The 19,517-nt window shown below is 57.6% G+C and carries 19 protein-coding genes; 5 read left to right on the top strand and 14 right to left on the bottom strand.

Annotated features, from left to right (window positions below; all coding sequences use genetic code 11):
• Positions 1–9: 9 nt before the first annotated feature.
• Positions 10–1,101 carry a flagellar motor switch protein FliG gene (locus tag GOX75_RS08490; RefSeq protein WP_171122146.1) on the top strand — a complete coding sequence of 364 codons (1,092 nt, stop codon included), beginning with the start codon at positions 10–12 and terminating at the stop codon, positions 1,099–1,101.
• 107 nt (positions 1,102–1,208) lie between these two features.
• Entirely contained in the window at positions 1,209–2,132 is a 924-nt protein-coding gene (locus tag GOX75_RS08485) for a lysophospholipid acyltransferase family protein (protein WP_171122145.1), read from the top strand.
• Here the strand turns inward: GOX75_RS08485 and GOX75_RS08480 are convergent, their stop codons facing one another.
• Positions 2,133–2,834 (bottom strand): thioredoxin family protein, encoded by a 702-nt coding sequence (locus tag GOX75_RS08480; RefSeq protein ID WP_171122144.1) that lies wholly within the window; start codon positions 2,832–2,834, stop codon positions 2,133–2,135.
• A gap of 229 nt (positions 2,835–3,063) precedes the next feature.
• Here GOX75_RS08480 and acnA point away from each other — a divergent pair, with 229 nt between their 5' ends.
• Positions 3,064–5,754, top strand: a complete 2,691-nt coding sequence (acnA, locus tag GOX75_RS08475; protein ID WP_171122143.1) for an aconitate hydratase AcnA — start codon at positions 3,064–3,066, stop codon at positions 5,752–5,754.
• 106 nt (positions 5,755–5,860) lie between these two features.
• Here acnA and GOX75_RS08470 read toward each other — a convergent pair whose 3' ends face one another.
• The 10 genes from GOX75_RS08470 to yajC all read right to left on the bottom strand — a co-directional run bounded on the left by GOX75_RS08470 (position 5,861) and on the right by yajC (position 12,886).
• Positions 5,861–6,400, bottom strand: coding sequence for a DsbE family thiol:disulfide interchange protein (locus GOX75_RS08470; protein WP_171122142.1), 540 nt, complete (start codon positions 6,398–6,400; stop codon positions 5,861–5,863).
• Complete coding sequence (gene ccmD, locus GOX75_RS08465; protein ID WP_171122141.1) at positions 6,393–6,551, bottom strand: heme exporter protein CcmD; 159 nt, start codon at positions 6,549–6,551, stop codon at positions 6,393–6,395. Before ccmD ends, GOX75_RS08470 begins: the two co-directional genes overlap by 8 nt.
• Positions 6,548–7,321 (bottom strand): heme ABC transporter permease, encoded by a 774-nt coding sequence (locus GOX75_RS08460; protein ID WP_171122140.1) that lies wholly within the window; start codon positions 7,319–7,321, stop codon positions 6,548–6,550. The genes ccmD and GOX75_RS08460 overlap by 4 nt, the downstream gene beginning before the upstream one ends.
• A gap of 61 nt (positions 7,322–7,382) precedes the next feature.
• A complete protein-coding gene (gene ccmB / locus GOX75_RS08455; protein WP_171122139.1) occupies positions 7,383–8,039 on the bottom strand; it encodes a heme exporter protein CcmB in 657 nt (218 codons plus the stop codon).
• A complete protein-coding gene (gene ccmA / locus GOX75_RS08450; protein WP_171122138.1) occupies positions 8,036–8,650 on the bottom strand; it encodes a heme ABC exporter ATP-binding protein CcmA in 615 nt (204 codons plus the stop codon). Before ccmA ends, ccmB begins: the two co-directional genes overlap by 4 nt.
• Positions 8,651–8,830: 180 nt before the next feature.
• A complete protein-coding gene (locus tag GOX75_RS08445; RefSeq protein WP_171122137.1) occupies positions 8,831–9,184 on the bottom strand; it encodes an Mth938-like domain-containing protein in 354 nt (117 codons plus the stop codon).
• Positions 9,185–9,193: 9 nt separating this feature from the next.
• Positions 9,194–9,940: a sulfite exporter TauE/SafE family protein gene (locus GOX75_RS08440; RefSeq protein WP_171122136.1), complete on the bottom strand. Its 747-nt coding sequence runs from the start codon at positions 9,938–9,940 to the stop codon at positions 9,194–9,196.
• Positions 9,933–10,901, bottom strand: a complete 969-nt coding sequence (secF, locus tag GOX75_RS08435; protein WP_171122135.1) for a protein translocase subunit SecF — start codon at positions 10,899–10,901, stop codon at positions 9,933–9,935. The genes GOX75_RS08440 and secF overlap by 8 nt, the downstream gene beginning before the upstream one ends.
• 2 nt (positions 10,902–10,903) lie before the next feature.
• The gene (secD, locus tag GOX75_RS08430) at positions 10,904–12,565 is read right to left on the bottom strand and encodes a protein translocase subunit SecD (protein ID WP_171122134.1); all 1,662 of its coding nucleotides are present in this window, start codon (positions 12,563–12,565) and stop codon (positions 10,904–10,906) included.
• 33 nt (positions 12,566–12,598) lie between these two features.
• Positions 12,599–12,886: a preprotein translocase subunit YajC gene (gene yajC / locus GOX75_RS08425; protein WP_155151194.1), complete on the bottom strand. Its 288-nt coding sequence runs from the start codon at positions 12,884–12,886 to the stop codon at positions 12,599–12,601.
• Between the two features lie 202 nt (positions 12,887–13,088).
• Here yajC and GOX75_RS08420 point away from each other — a divergent pair, with 202 nt between their 5' ends.
• A complete protein-coding gene (locus tag GOX75_RS08420) occupies positions 13,089–14,750 on the top strand; it encodes a mechanosensitive ion channel family protein (protein WP_171122133.1) in 1,662 nt (553 codons plus the stop codon).
• A gap of 72 nt (positions 14,751–14,822) precedes the next feature.
• A complete protein-coding gene (gene serS, locus GOX75_RS08415; RefSeq protein ID WP_171122132.1) occupies positions 14,823–16,115 on the top strand; it encodes a serine--tRNA ligase in 1,293 nt (430 codons plus the stop codon).
• Between the two features lie 54 nt (positions 16,116–16,169).
• Here the strand turns inward: serS and GOX75_RS08410 are convergent, their stop codons facing one another.
• From GOX75_RS08410 to der, 3 genes are all read right to left on the bottom strand, one after another.
• The gene (locus GOX75_RS08410; protein ID WP_171122131.1) at positions 16,170–16,763 is read right to left on the bottom strand and encodes a helix-hairpin-helix domain-containing protein; all 594 of its coding nucleotides are present in this window, start codon (positions 16,761–16,763) and stop codon (positions 16,170–16,172) included.
• Positions 16,764–16,855: 92 nt separating this feature from the next.
• On the bottom strand, positions 16,856–17,842 hold the full coding sequence (locus GOX75_RS08405) for a fatty acid desaturase (protein WP_171122130.1): 987 nt from the start codon (positions 17,840–17,842) through the stop codon (positions 16,856–16,858).
• A 165-nt stretch (positions 17,843–18,007) separates the two neighbouring features.
• Complete coding sequence (der, locus tag GOX75_RS08400) at positions 18,008–19,471, bottom strand: ribosome biogenesis GTPase Der (protein WP_171122129.1); 1,464 nt, start codon at positions 19,469–19,471, stop codon at positions 18,008–18,010.
• Positions 19,472–19,517: the final 46 nt, after the last annotated feature.

Here is a 19,517-nt window from a genome sequence, read left to right as displayed (position 1 = left end):
CGCGGGCAGATGCAGGACGCGAATACTTTGGTACAGGTGGCATCGGGCGCAAACGCCCCGTTGCCCGAACAAAACCACGAAACGCCGCGTGTAGTTCCACGCAAGCTCAGCTACAGGCAAAAGGCTGCGGTCGTCGTGCGCCTTTTGTTGAACGATGGCGCGGATATACCCCTGGAAGAGCTTCCGGATGCGTTGCAGGAAACGCTGACCCACCAACTTGGCCAGATGGGCTTGGTGGACCGCGTAACACTTGACGCGGTCGCGCAAGAGTTTGCTGAGGCTTTGGAAAGCGTCGGCCTGTCTTTTCCGCATGGGCTTGCGGGTGCACTGGACGCGGTGAACGGGAAAATTGCACCGACAACGGCAGCGCGCCTGCGCAAGGTCGCAGGTGTGCGTCAGGTTGGTGATCCATGGGAACGCCTGCGCCAGATCCCGCCCGAGGAATTGGCAGAGATGGTTCAAGCGGAAAGCACCGAAATCGCCGCTGTCATGCTGTCAAAACTTGAAACAGCAAAGGCCGCGCAGCTTCTGGGGCAACTTCCGGGTCCGGTCGCGCGACGTATTACCTATGCCATTTCAAAAACCGCCAATGTCACCCCCGAGGCCGTTGAACAGATCGGGTGGTCTCTTGCGGCGCAGCTCGATCAGCGCCCTGCCACAGCCTTCGCTGACGGGCCCGGGGAACGCGTAGGCGCCATCTTGAACCAATCTGCCGCCGCAATGCGAGACGGATTGCTTGTCGCGCTGGACGAAGAGGATTCGGATTTTGCCATTATCGTAAGACAGTCGATCTTTACCTTCGCGCATATCCCTGCGCGCCTGATGCCTCGGGATGTACCCGCTGTTTTACGAGGGGTGGACCAGCCCGTATTGGTCACAGCCCTCGCAGGCGCAGAAACCGACGGGGACAAGGCTGCTGTGGATTTTATGTTGTCCAACATGTCGTCGCGCATGGCTGAAAATCTGCGCGACGAAATCGGCGAACGCGGCAAGGTCAAACAGGCCGAGGCCGAAGACGCCATGGCACAAATCGTTGGCGCCGTTCGGGCCTTGGTGGAAGCCGAAACCATCACATTGATCGAGGAAGAGAAAGAAGAATAGGCCGACGCAACTGCGCAAACCACTGGCTCTGCGTTGAATGCTTGTGGTTACGGGTTCCGGCTTGTATGTCTGACCCGGCAATTTCAAATAGTCGCCGAGACCCCCTGATGCCCGTTGAAAAGTCTGAACTCAGCCGCTTTGAGCTTGGCAAATACTACCTGACAGGCCTGTTTCTCAAGGGCGTCGTGGGAACCATGCGGCTTTTGCCTTATGAACGGCGCATCGCTACGATGGGTGCTATTGTGCGCGGTCTTGCCCCTGTAGTGGGCTTCTCGAAACGGGTCCGCAACAACCTGAACCTGACCTGCCCCGAGCTTTCCGAAGCCGAAGTGGCGCGTATTTGCCGTGCCGTTCCCGACAATGCGGGCCGGGCGATCATGGAGCATTTTTCGCCCGAAGGGTTTACTGAGCGTCAGCGCACTGCAAAAATCTCGGGCCCCGGGGTCGAGGCATTTGATGCAGCCATTGCCGAGGGAAAGCCGATCATGATGATCACGGCGCATTTCGGGCACTATCTTGCAGCGCGCGTTGCACTACAGGCACGAAGCGGAAAAGCAATTGGTTGCCTGTACCGCCGTATGGCGAACCCCTATTTCAACGACATGTATGTGGATGCCTTCTACAAAACCGGAGCTCCGATGTTCGAACAAGGACGCCGTGGCATGGTTGAAATGGTGCGCTCGTTGAAAAAGGGTGAGATCATCGCGATCGTTTCCGATCTCCATGCCCATGGCGGAGAGGAACTGATGTTCTTTGGCAAACCCGCAGTCACATCAGTGCTGAACGCGGAACTTGCGATGAAGTACAAGGCAGTCATGATCCCCTGTTACGCCGTGCGGCAAGAAAATGGGCTGGATTTTGAAATTGTGCTCCACGATCCGGTGCCACACACCGATGCCAAAACGATGACTCAGTACACCAATGACGATCTGGAATCCGTAGTCAGACAGCACATGGGACAGTGGTTCTGGATTCACCGACGCTGGAAACCATGGAACGGGCTTGGGGTTCAACCCCAAGACATGCCCTGATCATTCCACCCGAGCAGCGGCAATGATGGGGCCGTGCCCCACCTTCTGAACAAGAACAACGGCTGGCAGGTCGGATACTAATGAGACGGAAAACTCTTGCGGGGCATCGCCGGTCCACTGACCGGCGATCTGCCAGCTTTCGACCACGTTTGCGTAATCCAGTTCATGCCCGGCCAACTCACCGCGCCGTATCGACGCGTGGCGCATCGGCGAATACTGGACAACCCGAACGTCAAACAGCGCGCCCTTTGGCACATCAACCGGGGTCACGTCGATTGTCACCTGATCCCCTGCATGTTTCGCCGTTACAGATGCCTCGGGCGCTGCCTTCAAATGCGCATCAATCAGTTTGTCCAATTCACGAGATTGCGCGCCAACGACGTCCTGCTGGCCATTGACCACCATCTGCGGCGTATAGATCATTGTCCGACCGCCCTCGCGGGCATAGGCTCTCTGCCGTGTTGTATGACCGGGGTCGGCGTATTCGTCTTTCCAACCAATGTAGTCCCAGTAATCCACGTGCAAGGCCAGGCCGATAACATCCTCTCGGCTTGCAAGATCGTGCATGATCCGATCCGCAGGCGGACACGACGAACACCCCTGAGATGTAAACAACTCGACCACGACAGGATCACTTTCAGCAGCGGCTGACGTAGCCAAAAGCAGGGAAACGAACGCAGTCAACTGAGCGATTCTGGACATTTGGGTCTCAAGATTTTGTACGGTGCCCAGTCGGTTTAAACGGATCGCCGTTCAACCTCCAATCAAGGTTTCTTGAGAGTCTGGACAAAGGCGCCGGGGAAAAATGTGTGCAATGGTATACAAAAAGCAGGGGGTTGAGCGCCTAGAACCTTGAACCGCGCGCTGTGGTAATGCAGATAACCATCAGCGAGTCCCAAAATCCAAGTCATTTGAGAGGGAGGCCAAAATTATGCCCATCAAAGTCGGACAGGATACCGCCAAGACACGTCGCAGCCTGAACGTGAATGGCAAGTCCATCTCTTATTATTCTATCCCCGCGGCGCAGGATGCCGGTCTGGGTGACTTTTCCAAATTGCCAGCCGCGCTGAAAGTGGTGCTAGAGAATATGCTGCGGTTCGAGGATGACGGGTTTTCCGTGTCCGTCGACGACATCAAAGCCTTTGCCGAATGGGGCGCGAATGGCGGTCAGAACCCGCGTGAGATCGCCTATCGCCCGGCCCGCGTGCTGATGCAGGATTTCACCGGCGTTCCGGCGGTGGTTGATCTGGCCGCGATGCGCGATGGCATCAAGGGCTTGGGCGGCGACGCGCAAAAGATCAACCCGCTGAACCCGGTTGATCTGGTCATCGACCACTCGGTCATGATTGATGAGTTCGGCAACCCGCGCGCGTTCCAGATGAACGTGGACCGCGAGTATGAGCGCAACATGGAACGCTATCAGTTCCTGAAGTGGGGCCAGAATGCCTTTAACAACTTCCGCGTTGTGCCCCCCGGAACCGGTATCTGCCATCAGGTGAACCTGGAATATCTGGCCCAAACCGTCTGGACCGACACCGATCAGGACGGCAACGAAGTCGCCTACCCTGACACGCTGGTTGGCACCGACAGCCACACCACCATGGTCAACGGTATGGCCGTTCTGGGCTGGGGCGGTGGCGGGATCGAGGCCGAGGCTGCGATGCTGGGTCAGCCGATCTCGATGCTGATCCCCGAGGTTGTGGGCTTTGAACTGACCGGTGAGATGGTTGAAGGCACAACCGGAACTGATCTGGTGCTGAAAGTGGTTGAAATGCTGCGCGAGAAAGGCGTGGTAGGCAAATTCGTCGAGTTCTACGGCGAGGGTCTGGACTGTCTGCCGCTGGCCGACCGAGCGACCATTGCGAACATGGCCCCGGAATACGGTGCAACCTGCGGCTTCTTCCCAATCGACGGCGAAACGCTGCGCTACATGCGTAATACCGGTCGCGACGAGGATCGTATTGCGCTGGTCGAAGCCTATGCCAAGGAAAACGGGTTCTGGCGCGGCGCGGATTATACGCCGATCTATACCGACACCCTCTCGCTGGATATGGGGACTATTGTCCCCGCGATCTCGGGTCCGAAACGTCCTCAGGACTATGTGGCGTTGACGGATGCGAAGGCCGCGTTCACCAAAGAGATGGCCGAGACATTCAAGCGCCCGATGGGCAAGCAGGTCGAGGTCAAAGGTGAAAACTATGGCATGGAATCGGGCAAGGTCGTGATCGCCTCGATCACTTCTTGCACCAACACGTCGAACCCCTACGTGATGATCGGCGCGGGGCTTGTGGCACGCAAAGCAGCGGCATTGGGTTTGGATCGCAAGCCGTGGGTCAAAACCTCACTGGCGCCGGGGTCGCAGGTCGTCTCCGCCTATCTGGAGGCCGCGGGTCTTCAGAAAGATCTGGACAAGATCGGATTCAACCTTGTTGGTTATGGCTGTACCACATGCATCGGTAACTCAGGTCCAATCCAGAAAGAGATCTCGGAAGCCATCGCCGAGGGCGATCTGGTCGCCACTTCGGTTCTGTCGGGCAATCGCAACTTTGAAGGCCGCATTTCGCCCGATGTGCGCGCCAACTATCTAGCCTCGCCGCCGCTGGTCGTGGTCTACGCACTTGCCGGCACTCTGGACATTGACCTGACGTCGGAACCGATTGGCCAGGACATGAATGGCAACGATGTCTTCATGAAGGATATCTGGCCGTCGACCCAAGAGATTGCCGAACTGGTTGAACAGACAGTGACGCGCGAAGCGTTCCAGTCAAAATACGCCGACGTTTTCAAGGGCGACGAGAAATGGCAGAGCGTCGAGGTTCCGCAGCAGGAAACTTATGACTGGCCACCCGCGTCGACCTACATCCAGAACCCACCCTATTTCCAGGGCATGGGCGCTGAGCCGGGCACCATCTCGAATATCGAAGGAGCCAAGGTTCTGCTGATCCTGGGTGACATGATCACCACCGACCATATCTCACCCGCTGGGTCGTTTGCGACGACTACGCCGGCTGGAAAGTATCTGATCGACCGGCAGGTTCAGCCGCGCGAGTTCAATTCTTACGGGTCGCGCCGCGGCAACCACGAGATCATGATGCGTGGCACCTTCGCCAACATCCGCGTCAAGAATGAGATGTTAGATGGTGTTGAAGGCGGCTACACCAAAGGCCCCGATGGGCAGCAAACCTCGGTCTACGAGGCATCGATGGCTTATCAAGAACAAGGCACCCCGCTGGTTGTCTTTGGCGGTGAACAATATGGCGCGGGTTCTTCGCGGGATTGGGCCGCCAAAGGAACAGCATTGCTGGGCGTCAAGGCCGTAATTGCCGAAAGCTTTGAGCGCATTCACCGTTCGAACCTTGTTGGAATGGGCGTGATCCCGTTCGAATTCACCGGCGGTGACACCCGCAAGACGCTGGGCCTGAAGGGCGACGAGACTGTTTCGATTGAAGGATTGGATGCGGTCGAGCCCCTGCAAGAGGTGCCCTGCACAATCGTCTACGGTGACAGCACCGAGAAAACCATCACTCTGAAGTGCCGCATCGATACCGCGCCCGAGATCGAATACATCGAAAACGGCGGTGTGCTGCAATATGTTCTGCGGAACCTCGCCAAGGCGGGGTGATCGTTGGGTAAGCCCGAACAATAAAGGACGCCTGCGGGCGTCCTTTATTCTTGCGAGGCTCTGCCTCGCGCTCCGAAGTATTTTTCAACAGAAGAAGGGGCGAGGTTTAGTTGGCTGCCGCTTTTTCTAGGGCCGTTCGGATCGTGCTTTCGATCACGCGCTGCGTTATTGGTCCGGGAAACCGCAAGATGATCGTGCCCTGCCCGTCTATGACATAGGTTTCAGGCACGCCGTAAACGCCCCAGTCAAGGCCCAACCGCCCCTGTTCATCCCGTCCAATCCCGGCATAGGGATCGCCCAGTTCGGACAGGAAGCTTTCGGCATTGTTCAACTGATCTTTGTAGTTGATTCCATAAACCGGGATACCCTCATCCGACAGAGCTTGCAGATTAGGATGCTCGACCCGGCAAGGCGCGCACCAACTGGCCCAGTAGTTCACCAACTTGACCTCGCCATCGCGCAGCGTGGCGTCATCAAAGCTGGCTTTGCCGGGAAATTCGGTCAAAACGACGGGCGGCGCCGGATGCCCCTCCAAAGCCGATGGGAGTGTTTCATCAGACCCGCTTTGCAATTGCACCAAGGCTGTGATCGCGAAAATTCCAAAGATCACTGGCGGAGCGATCATCAACGGCGAGATTTTAGCCATTTCGGGTCATCCTGTCCTCGACCTTCTCAAGTTCGGCCCTAACCTTGCGCCCTCGCATTACGCTAAATGCGACCAGCGCCACCAACAGGCCGATGGATACGACATAAGACCAGATAACCGTATCGGCGTATTTTCCAAGATCAGGGATCATCCGTTTACCCTTTCCCGTGCCAGCAGTGCCTTGATCCGGCGCGCGCGAATTTCCGTACCCGTGCGGTACAGCACCAGCGCAATGAACAGCAGGACAAACCCGATGATGCACAGAAGCAGCGGGTAGAAATAGATGTTGCTGACCTTTTCTTCTGTATCCGTTCCGGTAATCGCAGCAGCGCGCATTACCGAAGCCCCCTGATGCAGGCCCTGGTTCCAGAAATTCACCGCATAGCGGCTGAGGATCGCAAAGACCGAGCCCACCAGACACAGGACCGATGTCAGGTCGGCGGCTGTATCAGGGTCTTCGATCGCTTCCCAGAGGGCCACGTAGCCCAGGTAGAACAAGAACAGGATCAGGAACGAGGTCAGGCGCGGATCCCACGCCCACCAGGTACCCCACATGGGTTGGCCCCAGATTGCGCCCGTCGCCAATGCGATCAGTGTCATCACGATGCCGATGGTGGCAGCCGCGCGGGCCGCCAGCGCGCTGACATGGTGACGGCGTACCAGCCAGACCAACGAGGTTACCAGCATCATCAGCCAGCAATTGATCGCCATCAGCGCCGCAGGAACGTGCAGGTAGATGATCTTGACGGTCGAGCCCTGTTTGTAGTCATCCGGCGTGAAGAAAAACCCCCACACCAGCCCCACCACGATGCACGCGATAGAGGTGATCCAGAAAAACGGCATCACCCGTTCGCTGGTGGCAAGGAACTTGCGCGGGTTGGCGTATTCCCAGAGGGCGTTGGCTTTCGCTGCGATAGACATGGGCCTTATCTAGTCCGAGTCGGTTTCGTTCTCAATTGACCTTGGTCAATCTTTAAATGGGTCACCGAAGGTTGATACGCAAAACGGCGGCGCTGGCAAAGGGCAACAGCGCAATTGTCGCGGCGGTGATCCCGGCCAGCATGAGCAGCGGGGTCTGGGTTTCCATCCCGGTGGCGCCCCGGCGGGCCACTTCGGCGCCGAAGATCAGCGTGGGCACGTAAAGTGGCAGAACCAGCAGCGACAGCAGCAAGCCGCCGCGTTTCAGACCCACGGTCAGGGCTGCGCCGAAGGTGCCGATCACACTCATGGCCGGGGTGCCGATCAGCAGCGAGGTGACCAGCCAGAAATACCCCGGCACCGGCAGGTTCAGCAGAACGCCCAAAAAGGGTGCGGCCAGAACCAGCGGCAGGCCAGTGGTCAGCCAATGGGCCAGAGCCTTGATCGTCACTACCGATTCCAGTGGCAGCGGCGCGGTGGCCAGCAGGTCAAGCGAGCCGTCCTCCCAATCCAATGCCAGCAAGCGGTCCAGCGATAGCAGGCAGGCAAGCAGCGCGCCTAGCCACAGGATACCCGGCGCGATGGTCGACAACAGCGAGGATTGCGGCCCGACTGAGAACGGCACCAGCACAGTGACAATCAGGAAGAAGGCCAGTCCCAGGCCAAACCCTCCGCCCGCGCGGAAGGCCAGTTTCAGGTCACGCTGCAGCAGAGCGATCACAGGAAACCTCCGTCGAAATCGTCAATGGGTTTGGGTTTGGCCTTGTTGGGGCCGACATCCAAAACCTCTCCATCCAGGCCGAGGTCGATATGGGTGGCGATCAGGGCCGAGCCCCCCTGCCTCAGATGCGCACGTACGGCATCAGCGAACATTCTCACCGCATTTTTGTCCAGCGATACGGTGGGTTCGTCCAGCATCCAGATCGGCCGCCCCGTGACCAGCATCCGCGCCAACCCCAGCCGCCGCTTTTGTCCGGCCGACAGGTTGCCCGCATGCCGGTCCGATAGCTCATTCAGAGCAAATGCGTCCAATGCAGGCTGTATTCCCCTTGTGCCAAAAACCGATGCCCAAAACGCCAAATTCTCGACCACACTCAGAGTTGGCTTTATCCCGTCAGAATGCGACGCATAGGCAATCTGATCCTCTGCCCCCTCGATTTGACCTGCGATGGGAGGTTGCAGCCCCGCAAGTGTCCGAAGAAGGGTTGTCTTCCCGATCCCGTTCGGGCCGCGCAGGATCAGCGCCTTGCCGGGCTGAAGCGCAAAGTTGAGCCCTTCGAGCACGGGAACGCCCCCTCGGGCGATAGCCAGTTCAGTTACAGTCAGTGTCATGTCCTTCGCTTAACGGATTGCACGAAAGGACAAAAGGAAGGATTTGCAGCAGAACTTGAATAGGGTTTGTGGTGACACTGGAGGAAGCGAGGGGCCTGCCCCGCCGCCAATGGCGCTTGAACCAAAGGCGCGCCTATGCCGGCTCCCCGGGATATTTTTGGCCAGATGAAGACGGATCCCTTAGACAGGGATTAGGGCCAGCGCGACGCGGCGCCCCTCGGACAGCAGTACATTATACGTGCGGCAGGCAGCGGGAGAGCTCATGATCTCGACCCCGATGCCCGCGCTTTCAAGTTTGGTCCGGAGATCGGCCGGAATATGGGCAAGTTCGGCCCCGGTACCGATGAACAGTACATCTATGTGATCGGCCAACGCCAACAATGCGGCTTCGTCCGAATAGCCATTCCAAACCGTTGTCCCTTGAGGGCTGGTCAGAACCGTGCCTTCGTGGATCTCACCGCCAATCCGGAAGAACCCCGGGCCATAGCCGTCAATGGGTACTGCGTTGTTATACGTGATCTCATTCAGGCGCATGGATGCGTTCTAGCCCCAAAGAGGCAGGCCGGACAAGGCCGCAAGCGCGATCGCAAGATAGGCAGCAATGCGATAGGCTTTTTCACGCGAAGGGCGAAACAGCCAACCACCGAGCCAATTGCCCAAAAAGTTCGGGATCGCCAGCAGAAATCCCAATGCAGCCGCGGACAGCGTGACCAATCCCATGCCGGACAAATAACCCAAGATCAGGAAATCGAAGGCAAACAGAAAAAGCAAAATAGTGGCGCGGATAACTTCAATCGGCAGAGGGCGAGACATGTAGAAAAGAATGACGGCTGGCCCTGGCAGCCCCGCCACACCGCCCAGAAAACCTGCCGCGGCACCGATGCTCATAACCATCTTTCGACCGACGTGACCGTGATAGCGCAGCCCCGAAATTAAGATCACCAGCATTGCAATCGCCAGAATACTGACCGTATAGCGAAAAACGTCCGGCTCAACTTGGGTCAGCAGCCACAATCCCACAGGCAGCAGTATCGCGCAGCCTCCGACAAGCCGAAGCAAGTCGCCTCGATCGACAGCCCCCCAAGCGCGGCGCAAATTCGGCAGGGGTCCGAAGATATCCATAATGGTCAGGCCGATCAGCGCCCCAAACGGGCCAAGGTAGGGTGTTGCGATCGGTAAAAAGATCAGCGCGGTTCCAAAGCCGGAAAAGCCGCGAACTATACCGCCCAGAAAGGCCGCGAAAATAATGACGGCCAGCCCCGTCGGGGACTGGCCGAAAACATCAGGCATCGACGTTGGCAAACTGGTTGCCCGCCGTGTTCGACGGCTTGGACCAGTCGCGTTTGACCCCCAGCCACAGCAGGATGGTCGACGCCACGAAGACCGAGGAATACGTCCCCACGATCACACCCCAGATCATCGCAAAGACAAAGCCTCGGATGACGTCCCCGCCCAGTACGTACAGCGATATCAGCGCAAGCAGGGTTGTGACCGAGGTCATGACCGTCCGGCTGAGGGTTTCGTTGATCGAGATATTCAGAACCTCTTTCAGCTCTTTCTTTTTGTATTTGCGCAGATTTTCACGGACGCGGTCGAAGACAACCACGGTGTCGTTCAGCGAATAGCCCACGATGGTCAAAAGCGCCGCGATGATGGCCAGATCGAAGCGGATTTGTAGTTCCGAGAAGATACCGATTGTCAGGATCACATCGTGCACAAGTGCGGCGACTGCACCCAAAGCAAACTGCCATTCAAAGCGCAGCCAGATATAGACCAGCACGGCCCCGATCGCGAGGACAACGGCGATCACAGCAGTCTGAATCAACTCACCCGAAACTTTGGGGCCGACGGATTCGACGGATACGAAAACAATGTCCGGGGCCGCCCCTTTTAGCGCTGCTTCTACGGCCGTGACGGTTGCGGCCGAAACAGCCTCGGCATCGACTTGCGCCTGAATACGGATCATTGCGACGTTTTCGTCTTCACCGAAGGTCGGATCGAAAATCTCTGTGATAGTTACATCACCCAATTCCAGCGGCGCAATGGCATCGCGATAAGCGCCTACGTCGATTTCCTGCGCTGATTGGGTGCGGATCGTAGTGCCTCCTCGGAAGTCGATACCGAAGTTCAGCCCTTGCAACAGGAAAGACGTGAAGGCGATCACCATCATCAGCCCCGAGATGCCAAGCCAGATCTTCCAGCGACTGAAGAAATCGAACGAGGTGTTTTGCGGGACAAGTTTCAGTCTCATGATCAAACCTCGATCGTTTTCGGGCGGCGGCGTTCAAACCACATCACGATCATCAGGCGCGTCACGAAGATCGCGGTGAAGACCGAGGTGAGGATACCCAGACCCAGAGTGATGGCAAAGCCGCGCACCGGCCCGCTGCCCATGGCAAACAGGATCACGGCAGTGATGAAGGTGGTCACGTTTGCGTCCAGAATGGCTGACAGCGCCTTTTCATAGCCCAGTTCGATGGCGCGGGCGGGGCCTTTGGCGGATTTCAGTTCCTCGCGGATACGTTCAAAGATCAGCACGTTGGCGTCCACCGCCATACCGACCGTCAGTACGATACCCGCGATCCCCGGCAGGGTCAGCGTGGCCCCGATCATAGACAGAAGGCCAAACAGTAGTCCCACGTTCAGGATCAGCGCGATATTGGCAAAAACACCAAACAGACCATAGCTGAGCGCCATAAAGACCAGCACGGCGACGAATGCCACGATGGTTGCGACCTTACCGGCGTCGATGCTGTCTTGCCCCAGTTCCGGGCCGATGGTGCGTTCTTCCAGGAACTCCAACCCGGCTGGCAAAGCACCCGCACGCAACAGAACAGCCAAATTGGTGCTTTCTTCAACGGTGAAGTTACCGGTGATGATCCCCGATCCGCCCGGAATATGGCTTTGGATGACAGGGGCCGAGATGACCTCATCGTCCAGTACAATCGCAAAGGGCGCACCGATATTTTCCAGCGTATAGTCGCCGAATTTGCGGGCTCCGGACGTGTTGAACCGGAAGTTCACCGCAGGGCGACCGTTCTGGTCGAACGCAGGTTGCGCATCCACCAATTCTTCGCCCGTCACCACGGGCGCAGCGTCAAGCGTGTAATACACGCCATCTTCGTCGATGGACGGGACAACTTTCTCACCCACACCAGCAACCGCATCGGGGTTGGTGCCACGGCTGACAACCGGGTTAAACGTCAGTTGCGCGGTTGTGCCGATAATCTCTTTCAACTCACCCGCGCTGCCGATGCCCGGAACCTGAATCAAAATCCGGTCTGTGCCTTGACGCTGAATCGTCGGCTCTCGGGTGCCGACTTCGTCGATCCGGCGGCGAATGATCTCAAGCGACTGACGCACTGTGCGGTCGTCCGAGGCAAGCTGTTCAGCCTCGGACAATCGCACGATGATCGTGTCACCCTCGGCCCGCGCTTCGATATCCGTTGCGCCTACGCCGGTCAGCGTCTGCACCTGACGGGCCAGTCCGCGCACGACTTCCAGCGCGCGGGACATGCCTTCGGGCTGGCTGATGCGCACCCGAATCTCGTCCGGAGCCGAATCCTGCCGGCGAATAGTGCCAACTGTGCCCCGTTCATCACGCAATGCGTCGCGGATTTCCGGCCACATCGCATCCATGCGGGATTCGTAGACATCGCCAACCTGCACTTCGGCCAGCAGATGCGCGCCCCCACGAAGATCAAGGCCAAGATTGACCAGAGATGACGGCAACCAATTCGGCCATTGCCCCGCCTCGGCCTGCATCTCGGGGGTGTCGATGCCAAGCTCAATTGCGGCCTTGGCATCGTTGGATTGCTCGACGCGCGTGTAAAACGCATTCGGCAGGGCCATCAGCAGACCGATCACACAGACCGCCCAGATCAGAACCCGCTTCCAGGTATCAATTTGCAGCATTACCCTGCCTTTTCAACGAGATGTCGTGCGAAGTTACTTCGCTGGCTCGGTCTTGTTCAGAACCTGCGCAATGGTCGATTTGACCACACGGACCTTGACGCCTTCTGCGATCTCAACCTCGATCTCGTTGTCGCCTTCCTTGACCTTTGACACCTTGCCGATCAGGCCACCCTGGGTGACCACCTGATCGCCCCGGCGCACGGCTTCGACCATGGCCTGATGTTCCTTCATCTTCTTCTGCTGCGGACGGATCAGCAGGAAATACATGATCGCGAAGATCAGGATCAGCGGGAGAAACTGGGCGATTGCGCCACCTTCCATGGGATATTCCTTTTGGTTTGGTCTTGCGGAAGCGCTCCGCAAATTTGGCGAGAACCTATTCTTTGAACCGCCTGTTTGCAAGGAATGGTGGCGCAGGTTTTTTCAATGATTGGCTCATATTAATCACAGTGGCAGGCCGAAGTTGCGACTGCGTTCTAGGAACACCGGATTGGATAGATATAGTTGAGCCGTGGGAGGGCGAATGACGCAATTAATCCATACCCTTGGCCTGTTTCGCCAACTGCTGATTGCAGTCTTATTCTTCGCGTTGCTGGCACCCTTGGCATTTGCGCAGGAAACGGACACGCAAACCGAAATTGCCGAAGAACAATCTGATACGTTCAAAGCCCCCGTGATCGTGGATGGCGATACGCTGTTTTTCCTAAGGGGTTCAAGCGCCCTTCCCGCGCAAGAGCGAGCCGAAACCGTTCAGGACAACATCGTCAAAGCGGCCGAATCCTCCGACAGCCCGACCGTGACGATTGCCTACGAGGAAACGGATCTTGGCACCCGCATCCTTGTTGACGGTTTTGCGGTTTCAGTGGTCACCGTCGCCGATTCCGAACTGGAACAAATGGAGCTGGACGTTCTCAGCTTCCTCCATGGTGAAGCGATCGAAGATGCAATCGTGGCATACAGGGCCAATCGGACCGACCAGGCGCGAGTGTCCGGCGCAATCGAAGCCATCGCGTGGACCGCCGGTTTTGCAGCATTCGTCGCCCTGATCCTTTGGATACATCGACGGATCAGACGCCGAACCGTAAAATTCGTGAAGCGTCATCTGAGAGATGTCGAGACCGCCACAGCCAAAAGCGTTCAGGCCGAAGCAATCGCAGCCTTAGTACGGTACGGGCTGAACTTCGTCCTGCTCGTGATTTTCTTCCTTGGGTTCTACTACTACCTGTCTTTCGTCCTGCTGGCCTTTGCCGAGACTCGTTATTTCGCCCAATTATTGCTGACGTACCTGACCGAGCCGGTTCTTCTGATCTTCAAGGGGATCATCAGCTATATCCCCAACCTGATCATGCTTGCGCTGATCTCGTGGGTGGCGATGTACATCATCAAGGGAATGCGCGTTTTCTTCGATGCCGTCGAGGCTGGCACATTCGACATGGGCGATTTCGAGCGTCACTGGGTCAACCCGACCTTCAACATCGCCCGCGTCGTCGTCATCCTGATCGCGCTTGTATTTGCCGTGCCTTACATCCCCGGTTCAGATTCTGCCGCCTTCCAAGGGCTGACCATTCTGGTCGGCGCGATGCTTTCGCTGGGTGCGAACTCGGTCGTATCAAACATGCTAGCCGGGCTGTTCGTGATCTATCGCCGGTCAACCTCAATCGGGGATCGGATTCAAATCGGCGATCACATCGGCGATGTCGTCCAGATCAAGCTGATGGAAACACATCTGAAGTCGATAAAGAACGAGCTGATCTCGATCCCCAACGCGCAGCTTATGAATTCGGATGTGGTGAACTTCTCCAAGAAAACCGACGGCAGCGGGTTGCTTTTGCACACCACCGTGGGAATCGGATACGAGGAACCGCCTGAAAAAGTTGAGGCCATGCTGATCGAAGCAGCAAGCCGCACCAAGGGGATCAAGGCCAAGCCGGAACCTTTTGTTTTATGGACGGCTTTGGCCGATTACGCGATCAACTATCAGATCAACGGATATTCGACGCGCGGCAGTATTATCCCAAAGATCCGCTCGGACCTGCATCGCAACATCGTCGCTGTGTTCAATGAGAACAACGTGCAGATCATGACGCCCTCTTACATGGCTGACCCGCCCGAACCAAAAATCCCGACCGAGGACTGGAACGGGCATCTGGCGCATGAAACCCACGAGGACACCGATAAGTCGTAACCGGTGCTACACCCCGCCTTTCAGATGGTGCATAAGCGGTTTCAGTGATTCACGCATTCAAGGACCTGAACCATGCACGACATCCGCGCCATTCGCGAAAACCCAGCCGCCTTCGACGCCGCACTTGCGCGCCGTGGGGACGCGCCGGTGTCGTCAGACCTGTTGCGGTTGGACGAAAGCCGCCGCGCCAAGATTTTGGCGGCTGAGACTGCGCAGGCCGAGCAGAACAAGGCCAGCAAAGAAGTCGGCGCTGCCAAGGGTCGCGGTGATGAGGCCGAATTCGAGCGTTTGAGGGCTCTGGTCGCCGAAAAGAAGGCCGAAGTCGCCCGGATGCAGACCGAAGCTAAGGATCTGGACGCGCTGTTGACAGATCAATTGATCCGCATCGCCAACCTACCCGCCGAGGATGTGCCCGAAGGCGCAGATGAAAACGACAATGTCGAGGTGAACCGCTGGGGCACCCCGCGCGAACTGGACTTTGCCCCGAAAGAGCATTTTGAGGTTGAGGCCGTCCAAACCGGCATGGATTTCGAGACCGCTGCCAAACTGTCCGGCTCGCGCTTTGTATTGCTGTCGGGCGGCGTTGCACGCATCCACCGCGCGTTGGCGCAGTTCATGCTGGACACGCATATCAACGAAAACGAGTTGACCGAGGTCAACGGTCCCGTTCTGGTTCTGTCCGAGATGATGCAGGGCACTGGCCAGTTGCCGAAATTCGGCGAAGACAGCTATCAGACCCGTGAAGGTTGGTGGCTGATCCCGACCTCCGAAGTCTCGCTGACCAACATCGTGAACGACACGATGATCGAGGAAAGCTACCTGCCCCGCCGCTATACCGCGCATTCGCTGTGCTTCCGGTCCGAGGCAGGCAGCGCGGGCAAGGACACCCGCGGGATGTTGCGCCAGCACCAATTCGAGAAAGTTGAGATGGTCTCGGTCACGCACCCGGACAATTCCGACGATGAACAAAAGCGTATGTTGCGGTGCGCTGAAGGGATACTTGAGAAACTGGGCGTCCCGTATCGCACCGTGATCCTGTGTACCGGCGATATGGGCTTCGGCGCGCGCCGTACTTATGACATCGAAGCATGGCTACCCGGTCAGGGCACGTATCGTGAAATCAGCTCGGTTTCGACCTGCGGCGATTTTCAGGCCCGCCGCATGAATGCGCGCTTCCGGCCCGAAGGTGGCGGCAAACCGGAATATGTCCACACGCTGAACGGCTCGGGGCTGGCTGTTGGGCGCTGTCTGATCGCGGTGCTGGAAAACGGCCAGAACGCCGATGGCACCGTCACCCTGCCCGAGGTGTTGGCCCCCTATCTGGGCGGCAAGCTGACGCTGCAACTGGACGGCACATTGGCATAAGAAAACCGGCGCGCCACAGCCGCCGGTTTCTATTCGATCAAAGGCGAGGAAGGCTTACTTCTTCGCTTTTTTCTTGTCCTTCTTCTTATCGCTCTTTTTGGCGTCTTTCTTCTTGTCGCCCTTTTTCTTATCGTTCTTTTTCTTATCGTCTTTCTTCTTGCCGTCCTTTTGGGACTTTTTATCCTTTTTCGCCTTGGCCTTTACCTTGTCCTTGGCTTTCGAGAACACAGCCTCCATTTCGGCGCGCTTCTTGGCAGCTTTCTCAGCCTTGGCTTTGGCCTTTGCCTTCTTCTTGGCTTTAGCCTCTGCCATCGCAGCCGCTGCTTTCTCTTCGGCTGCTTTACGGGCCGCTTCCTCGGCTCGCTTTTCTGCCGCGGCGGCGGCCACGGTTTTGCGCGCGGCTGGCTTTCGGGCCGCAGGTTTTCGCGAAGGCGCACGGCGCGTCGCCGGCTTCGCAGCGGGTTTGGCTGCGATCGCCTGTTTCGCGGCGGCGATCAGCACTTGCGCACGTGCCGCACCTATTCGAGGGACTTTGACCAGAGCGTCGGGGGTTGCCTTGGCGATGGCTTCAGCCGTTTTGAAGCCATTGGCGATCAGCAATTGGCCAAGCGCCTCACCTACACCATTTACGTCGGTCACTGCGGTCATTCTTTGTCCTTTCAGTTTCTCCCTGCACATACGTATATACGCAGGATATACACATCCACAAGACAGGGTAACACGTAGAACCCGCTCGGGCGTCAATTACTGTGGGCAAGCCCGGCAGACCGATCCTTTTTGGGAAACGGAACAAGGCGCTTTGCATCCTCATCCCATAATTTCAGGTTCAGGGCCGCGACCGCCTCGGGGAATTTGATCCGCCGCGGGGTGTATTCCGGTGGCAGGTTATAATGACATGCACGCAGTCGATACGACGGAATACGTGCGTTGAAGTGGTGAATATCGTGTAACGTGATGCAGGCCACGGCATTGTCAAACCACCAGCCGAAATCCAGCGCCGACGATCCTTGCAACGCTGCCAGCTTGGGGTCCAAATCCGGGCGGCGGTCCCAATAAGTGTCCTCGAAATTGTGTTGCAGGTAGACAAGGAACACACCCAACATCCCGCCCAAAAGGGAAAATACAAGCCAGACCAGAATACCGGTCATCCCTGCGATCAAGTAAAGCAGCCCAAGGAACACAACAATTGACAGGTTGTGCAACAGGACACCCGTGACACCAAACCGGACTGTATTCTTGGGCCAGCGGTACCGGATGAAATAGGTAAATAGCGCGCCCACCGGGACAAGGATAAACGGGTTGCGGTAAAGGCGATAGAATAACCGCGCCTTCCAATCCGCCTCATTCCACTCGCGCACAGTCATCGTATGAATCTCGCCGGTCTCGCGATGTTCGAGGTTGCCGATGCCCGAATGATGAAGGTTATGGTTTTGCTTCATCACTTCAAACGGAGCAAATGTGAACGGAGACAGCCCATGCCCGGCCCATTCATTCTGTTGACGCGTTTCAAACAGGGAATGGTGCCCACAGTCATGTTGCAGAACGTAAAGACGCACAGCCGAGAACGCGAAGACGATTCCGGCGGGGACCATGATGTACCAGCGATCCACATAGATGATCGCCAAAGCCAGCGATGCAAAATACACCGCAAAAGTCCCGAAGTAACTTAGCGCGGCCAGACGATTATCTTGCACCGCATATTGCCTAGTGTATTCCCTCAAATCCATCACGTCCGCTCCCCACGATGGCCCGCTTCAATATGGGTTCGAAACTATGTGCGGAAACTCCGCAAACAAGCAGCGCGTGCGAAAACAAATGCACGCACCTGAATGCTAGCGCGGGGAACTCGGGCTGTCACGCCCCTGAGCCAAAAATGCTGAAAATTGGCGCAGTTACGCGCGGCCCTTGAGATGCTTTGCCAGCGCGCCCGCGTTTTTCTTGCGGCGTCCCTTATAGGGGTTCTTGTCGCCCTGCCCACGCAACGTCAGGCGGATCGGAGTGCCCGGCATATCAAAATCCTCGCGCAGTCCGTTGACCAGATACCGGTTATAGCTTTCGGGCATCTTGTCAGGGTGCGAGCACATGACGACAAATCCAGGTGGGCGGGTTTTGGCCTGAGTCATATAACGCAGCTTGATGCGACGGCCTTGCGGTGCTGGAGGTGGATGTTGTTCCAGCATTACAGTCAGCCAGCGGTTTAGCGCAGCGGTCGGCACACGACGATTCCACACGTCATGGGCGCGCAGGATGGCGGCACGCAGACGTTCCAAACCCCTGCCCGTCTTGGCTGACACGGTAATCAACGGCGCGCCGCGCAGTTGCGGAAGAAGGCGTTCAAAGGATTCTTTGAGGTCGCGCAGCTTTTCTTGCTTGTCCTCTTCGATGTCCCATTTGTTCACGGCGACGACCACAGCACGCCCTTCGCGCTCTGCCAGATCCGCAATTCGCAGGTCTTGCTGTTCAAACGGAATAGCCGCATCCAGCAGGACCACCACGACCTCGGCAAACTTCACGGCACGCAGACCGTCCGAGACCGACAGTTTTTCCAGCTTTTCCTGCACCTTGGCCTTTTTGCGCATCCCGGCGGTGTCGAAAATGCGCATCGGGGTGCTGTTGCCATCTGGGTCGGCCCAGTCGATCCGAAGGCTGATCGCGTCGCGGGTGATCCCGGCCTCGGGGCCGGTCAGCAGGCGATCTTCACCCATGATCTTGTTGATCAGCGTGGATTTCCCGGCATTCGGACGGCCCACAACGGCGACCTGCAACGGCTTGTCAGCGGTGATGAGCGGCGTTTCGCCCTCGCCATCCTCATCCAATTCGATATCGGTTTCCGGCGCATCATCCTGCGCCTTTTCAGCCGCAGCGTCGGCCAGAGGCATCAATTGCGCATAAAGGTCTGTCATCCCCTCGCCATGCTCGCCGGACAAACGCACCGGTTCGCCAAGGCCAAGGTTATAGGCCTCAAGCACACCTGCATCCGCCGCACTGCCTTCTGCCTTGTTGGCCGCAAGGATAACGTGTTTGGAGCGCTTGCGCAGGATTTCGGCGAACATCTCATCCGTCGGCGTCAGCCCCACCCGCGCGTCGATCATGAACAGGCACACGTCGGCCATATCCACGGCGCGTTCTGTAAGGCGACGCATCCGGCCCTGCAGGCTATCGTCCGTCGCATCCTCAAGCCCAGCGGTGTCGATTACGGTGAACCGCAGATCGCCCAAGCGCCCTTCGCCTTCGCGCAGGTCACGCGTCACGCCGGGTTGGTCGTCGACCAAAGCAAGACGTTTACCCACAAGGCGGTTGAACAGGGTGGATTTGCCCACATTGGGGCGCCCCACAATGGCGAGGGTCAGCGACATGATACTCAACTTTCAAGACTCAGACGCGCCCTTTAGCGCATCTTTC

It is taken from the genome of Ruegeria sp. HKCCD7251 (genome assembly GCF_013031165.1).
Taxonomy (GTDB): domain Bacteria; phylum Pseudomonadota; class Alphaproteobacteria; order Rhodobacterales; family Rhodobacteraceae; genus Ruegeria.
The sequence above is the reverse complement of the archived record's forward strand: the minus strand, read 5'-3'. Positions and strand labels throughout refer to the sequence as shown.

Bases quoted from the DNA above. Each gene is read 5' to 3' on its own strand.
- GOX75_RS08480 (WP_171122144.1), bottom strand. From the start codon at position 2,834: ATGTCCAGAATCGCTCAGTTGACTGCGTTCGTTTCCCTGCTTTTGGCT.
- GOX75_RS08485 (WP_171122145.1), top strand. From the start codon at position 1,209: ATGCCCGTTGAAAAGTCTGAACTCAGCCGCTTTGAGCTTGGCAAATAC.
- GOX75_RS08460 (WP_171122140.1), bottom strand. From the start codon at position 7,321: ATGTCTATCGCAGCGAAAGCCAACGCCCTCTGGGAATACGCCAACCCG.
- GOX75_RS08445 (WP_171122137.1), bottom strand. From the start codon at position 9,184: ATGCGCCTGAATGAGATCACGTATAACAACGCAGTACCCATTGACGGC.
- GOX75_RS08420 (WP_171122133.1), top strand. From the start codon at position 13,089: ATGACGCAATTAATCCATACCCTTGGCCTGTTTCGCCAACTGCTGATT.
- secF (WP_171122135.1), bottom strand. From the start codon at position 10,901: ATGAGACTGAAACTTGTCCCGCAAAACACCTCGTTCGATTTCTTCAGT.
- GOX75_RS08440 (WP_171122136.1), bottom strand. From the start codon at position 9,940: ATGCCTGATGTTTTCGGCCAGTCCCCGACGGGGCTGGCCGTCATTATT.
- ccmA (WP_171122138.1), bottom strand. From the start codon at position 8,650: ATGACACTGACTGTAACTGAACTGGCTATCGCCCGAGGGGGCGTTCCC.
- ccmD (WP_171122141.1), bottom strand. From the start codon at position 6,551: ATGATCCCTGATCTTGGAAAATACGCCGATACGGTTATCTGGTCTTAT.
- acnA (WP_171122143.1), top strand. From the start codon at position 3,064: ATGCCCATCAAAGTCGGACAGGATACCGCCAAGACACGTCGCAGCCTG.
- GOX75_RS08405 (WP_171122130.1), bottom strand. From the start codon at position 17,842: ATGGATTTGAGGGAATACACTAGGCAATATGCGGTGCAAGATAATCGT.
- secD (WP_171122134.1), bottom strand. From the start codon at position 12,565: ATGCTGCAAATTGATACCTGGAAGCGGGTTCTGATCTGGGCGGTCTGT.
- serS (WP_171122132.1), top strand. From the start codon at position 14,823: ATGCACGACATCCGCGCCATTCGCGAAAACCCAGCCGCCTTCGACGCC.
- GOX75_RS08470 (WP_171122142.1), bottom strand. From the start codon at position 6,400: ATGGCTAAAATCTCGCCGTTGATGATCGCTCCGCCAGTGATCTTTGGA.
- GOX75_RS08410 (WP_171122131.1), bottom strand. From the start codon at position 16,763: ATGACCGCAGTGACCGACGTAAATGGTGTAGGTGAGGCGCTTGGCCAA.
- yajC (WP_155151194.1), bottom strand. From the start codon at position 12,886: ATGGAAGGTGGCGCAATCGCCCAGTTTCTCCCGCTGATCCTGATCTTC.
- GOX75_RS08490 (WP_171122146.1), top strand. From the start codon at position 10: ATGCAGGACGCGAATACTTTGGTACAGGTGGCATCGGGCGCAAACGCC.
- der (WP_171122129.1), bottom strand. From the start codon at position 19,471: ATGTCGCTGACCCTCGCCATTGTGGGGCGCCCCAATGTGGGCAAATCC.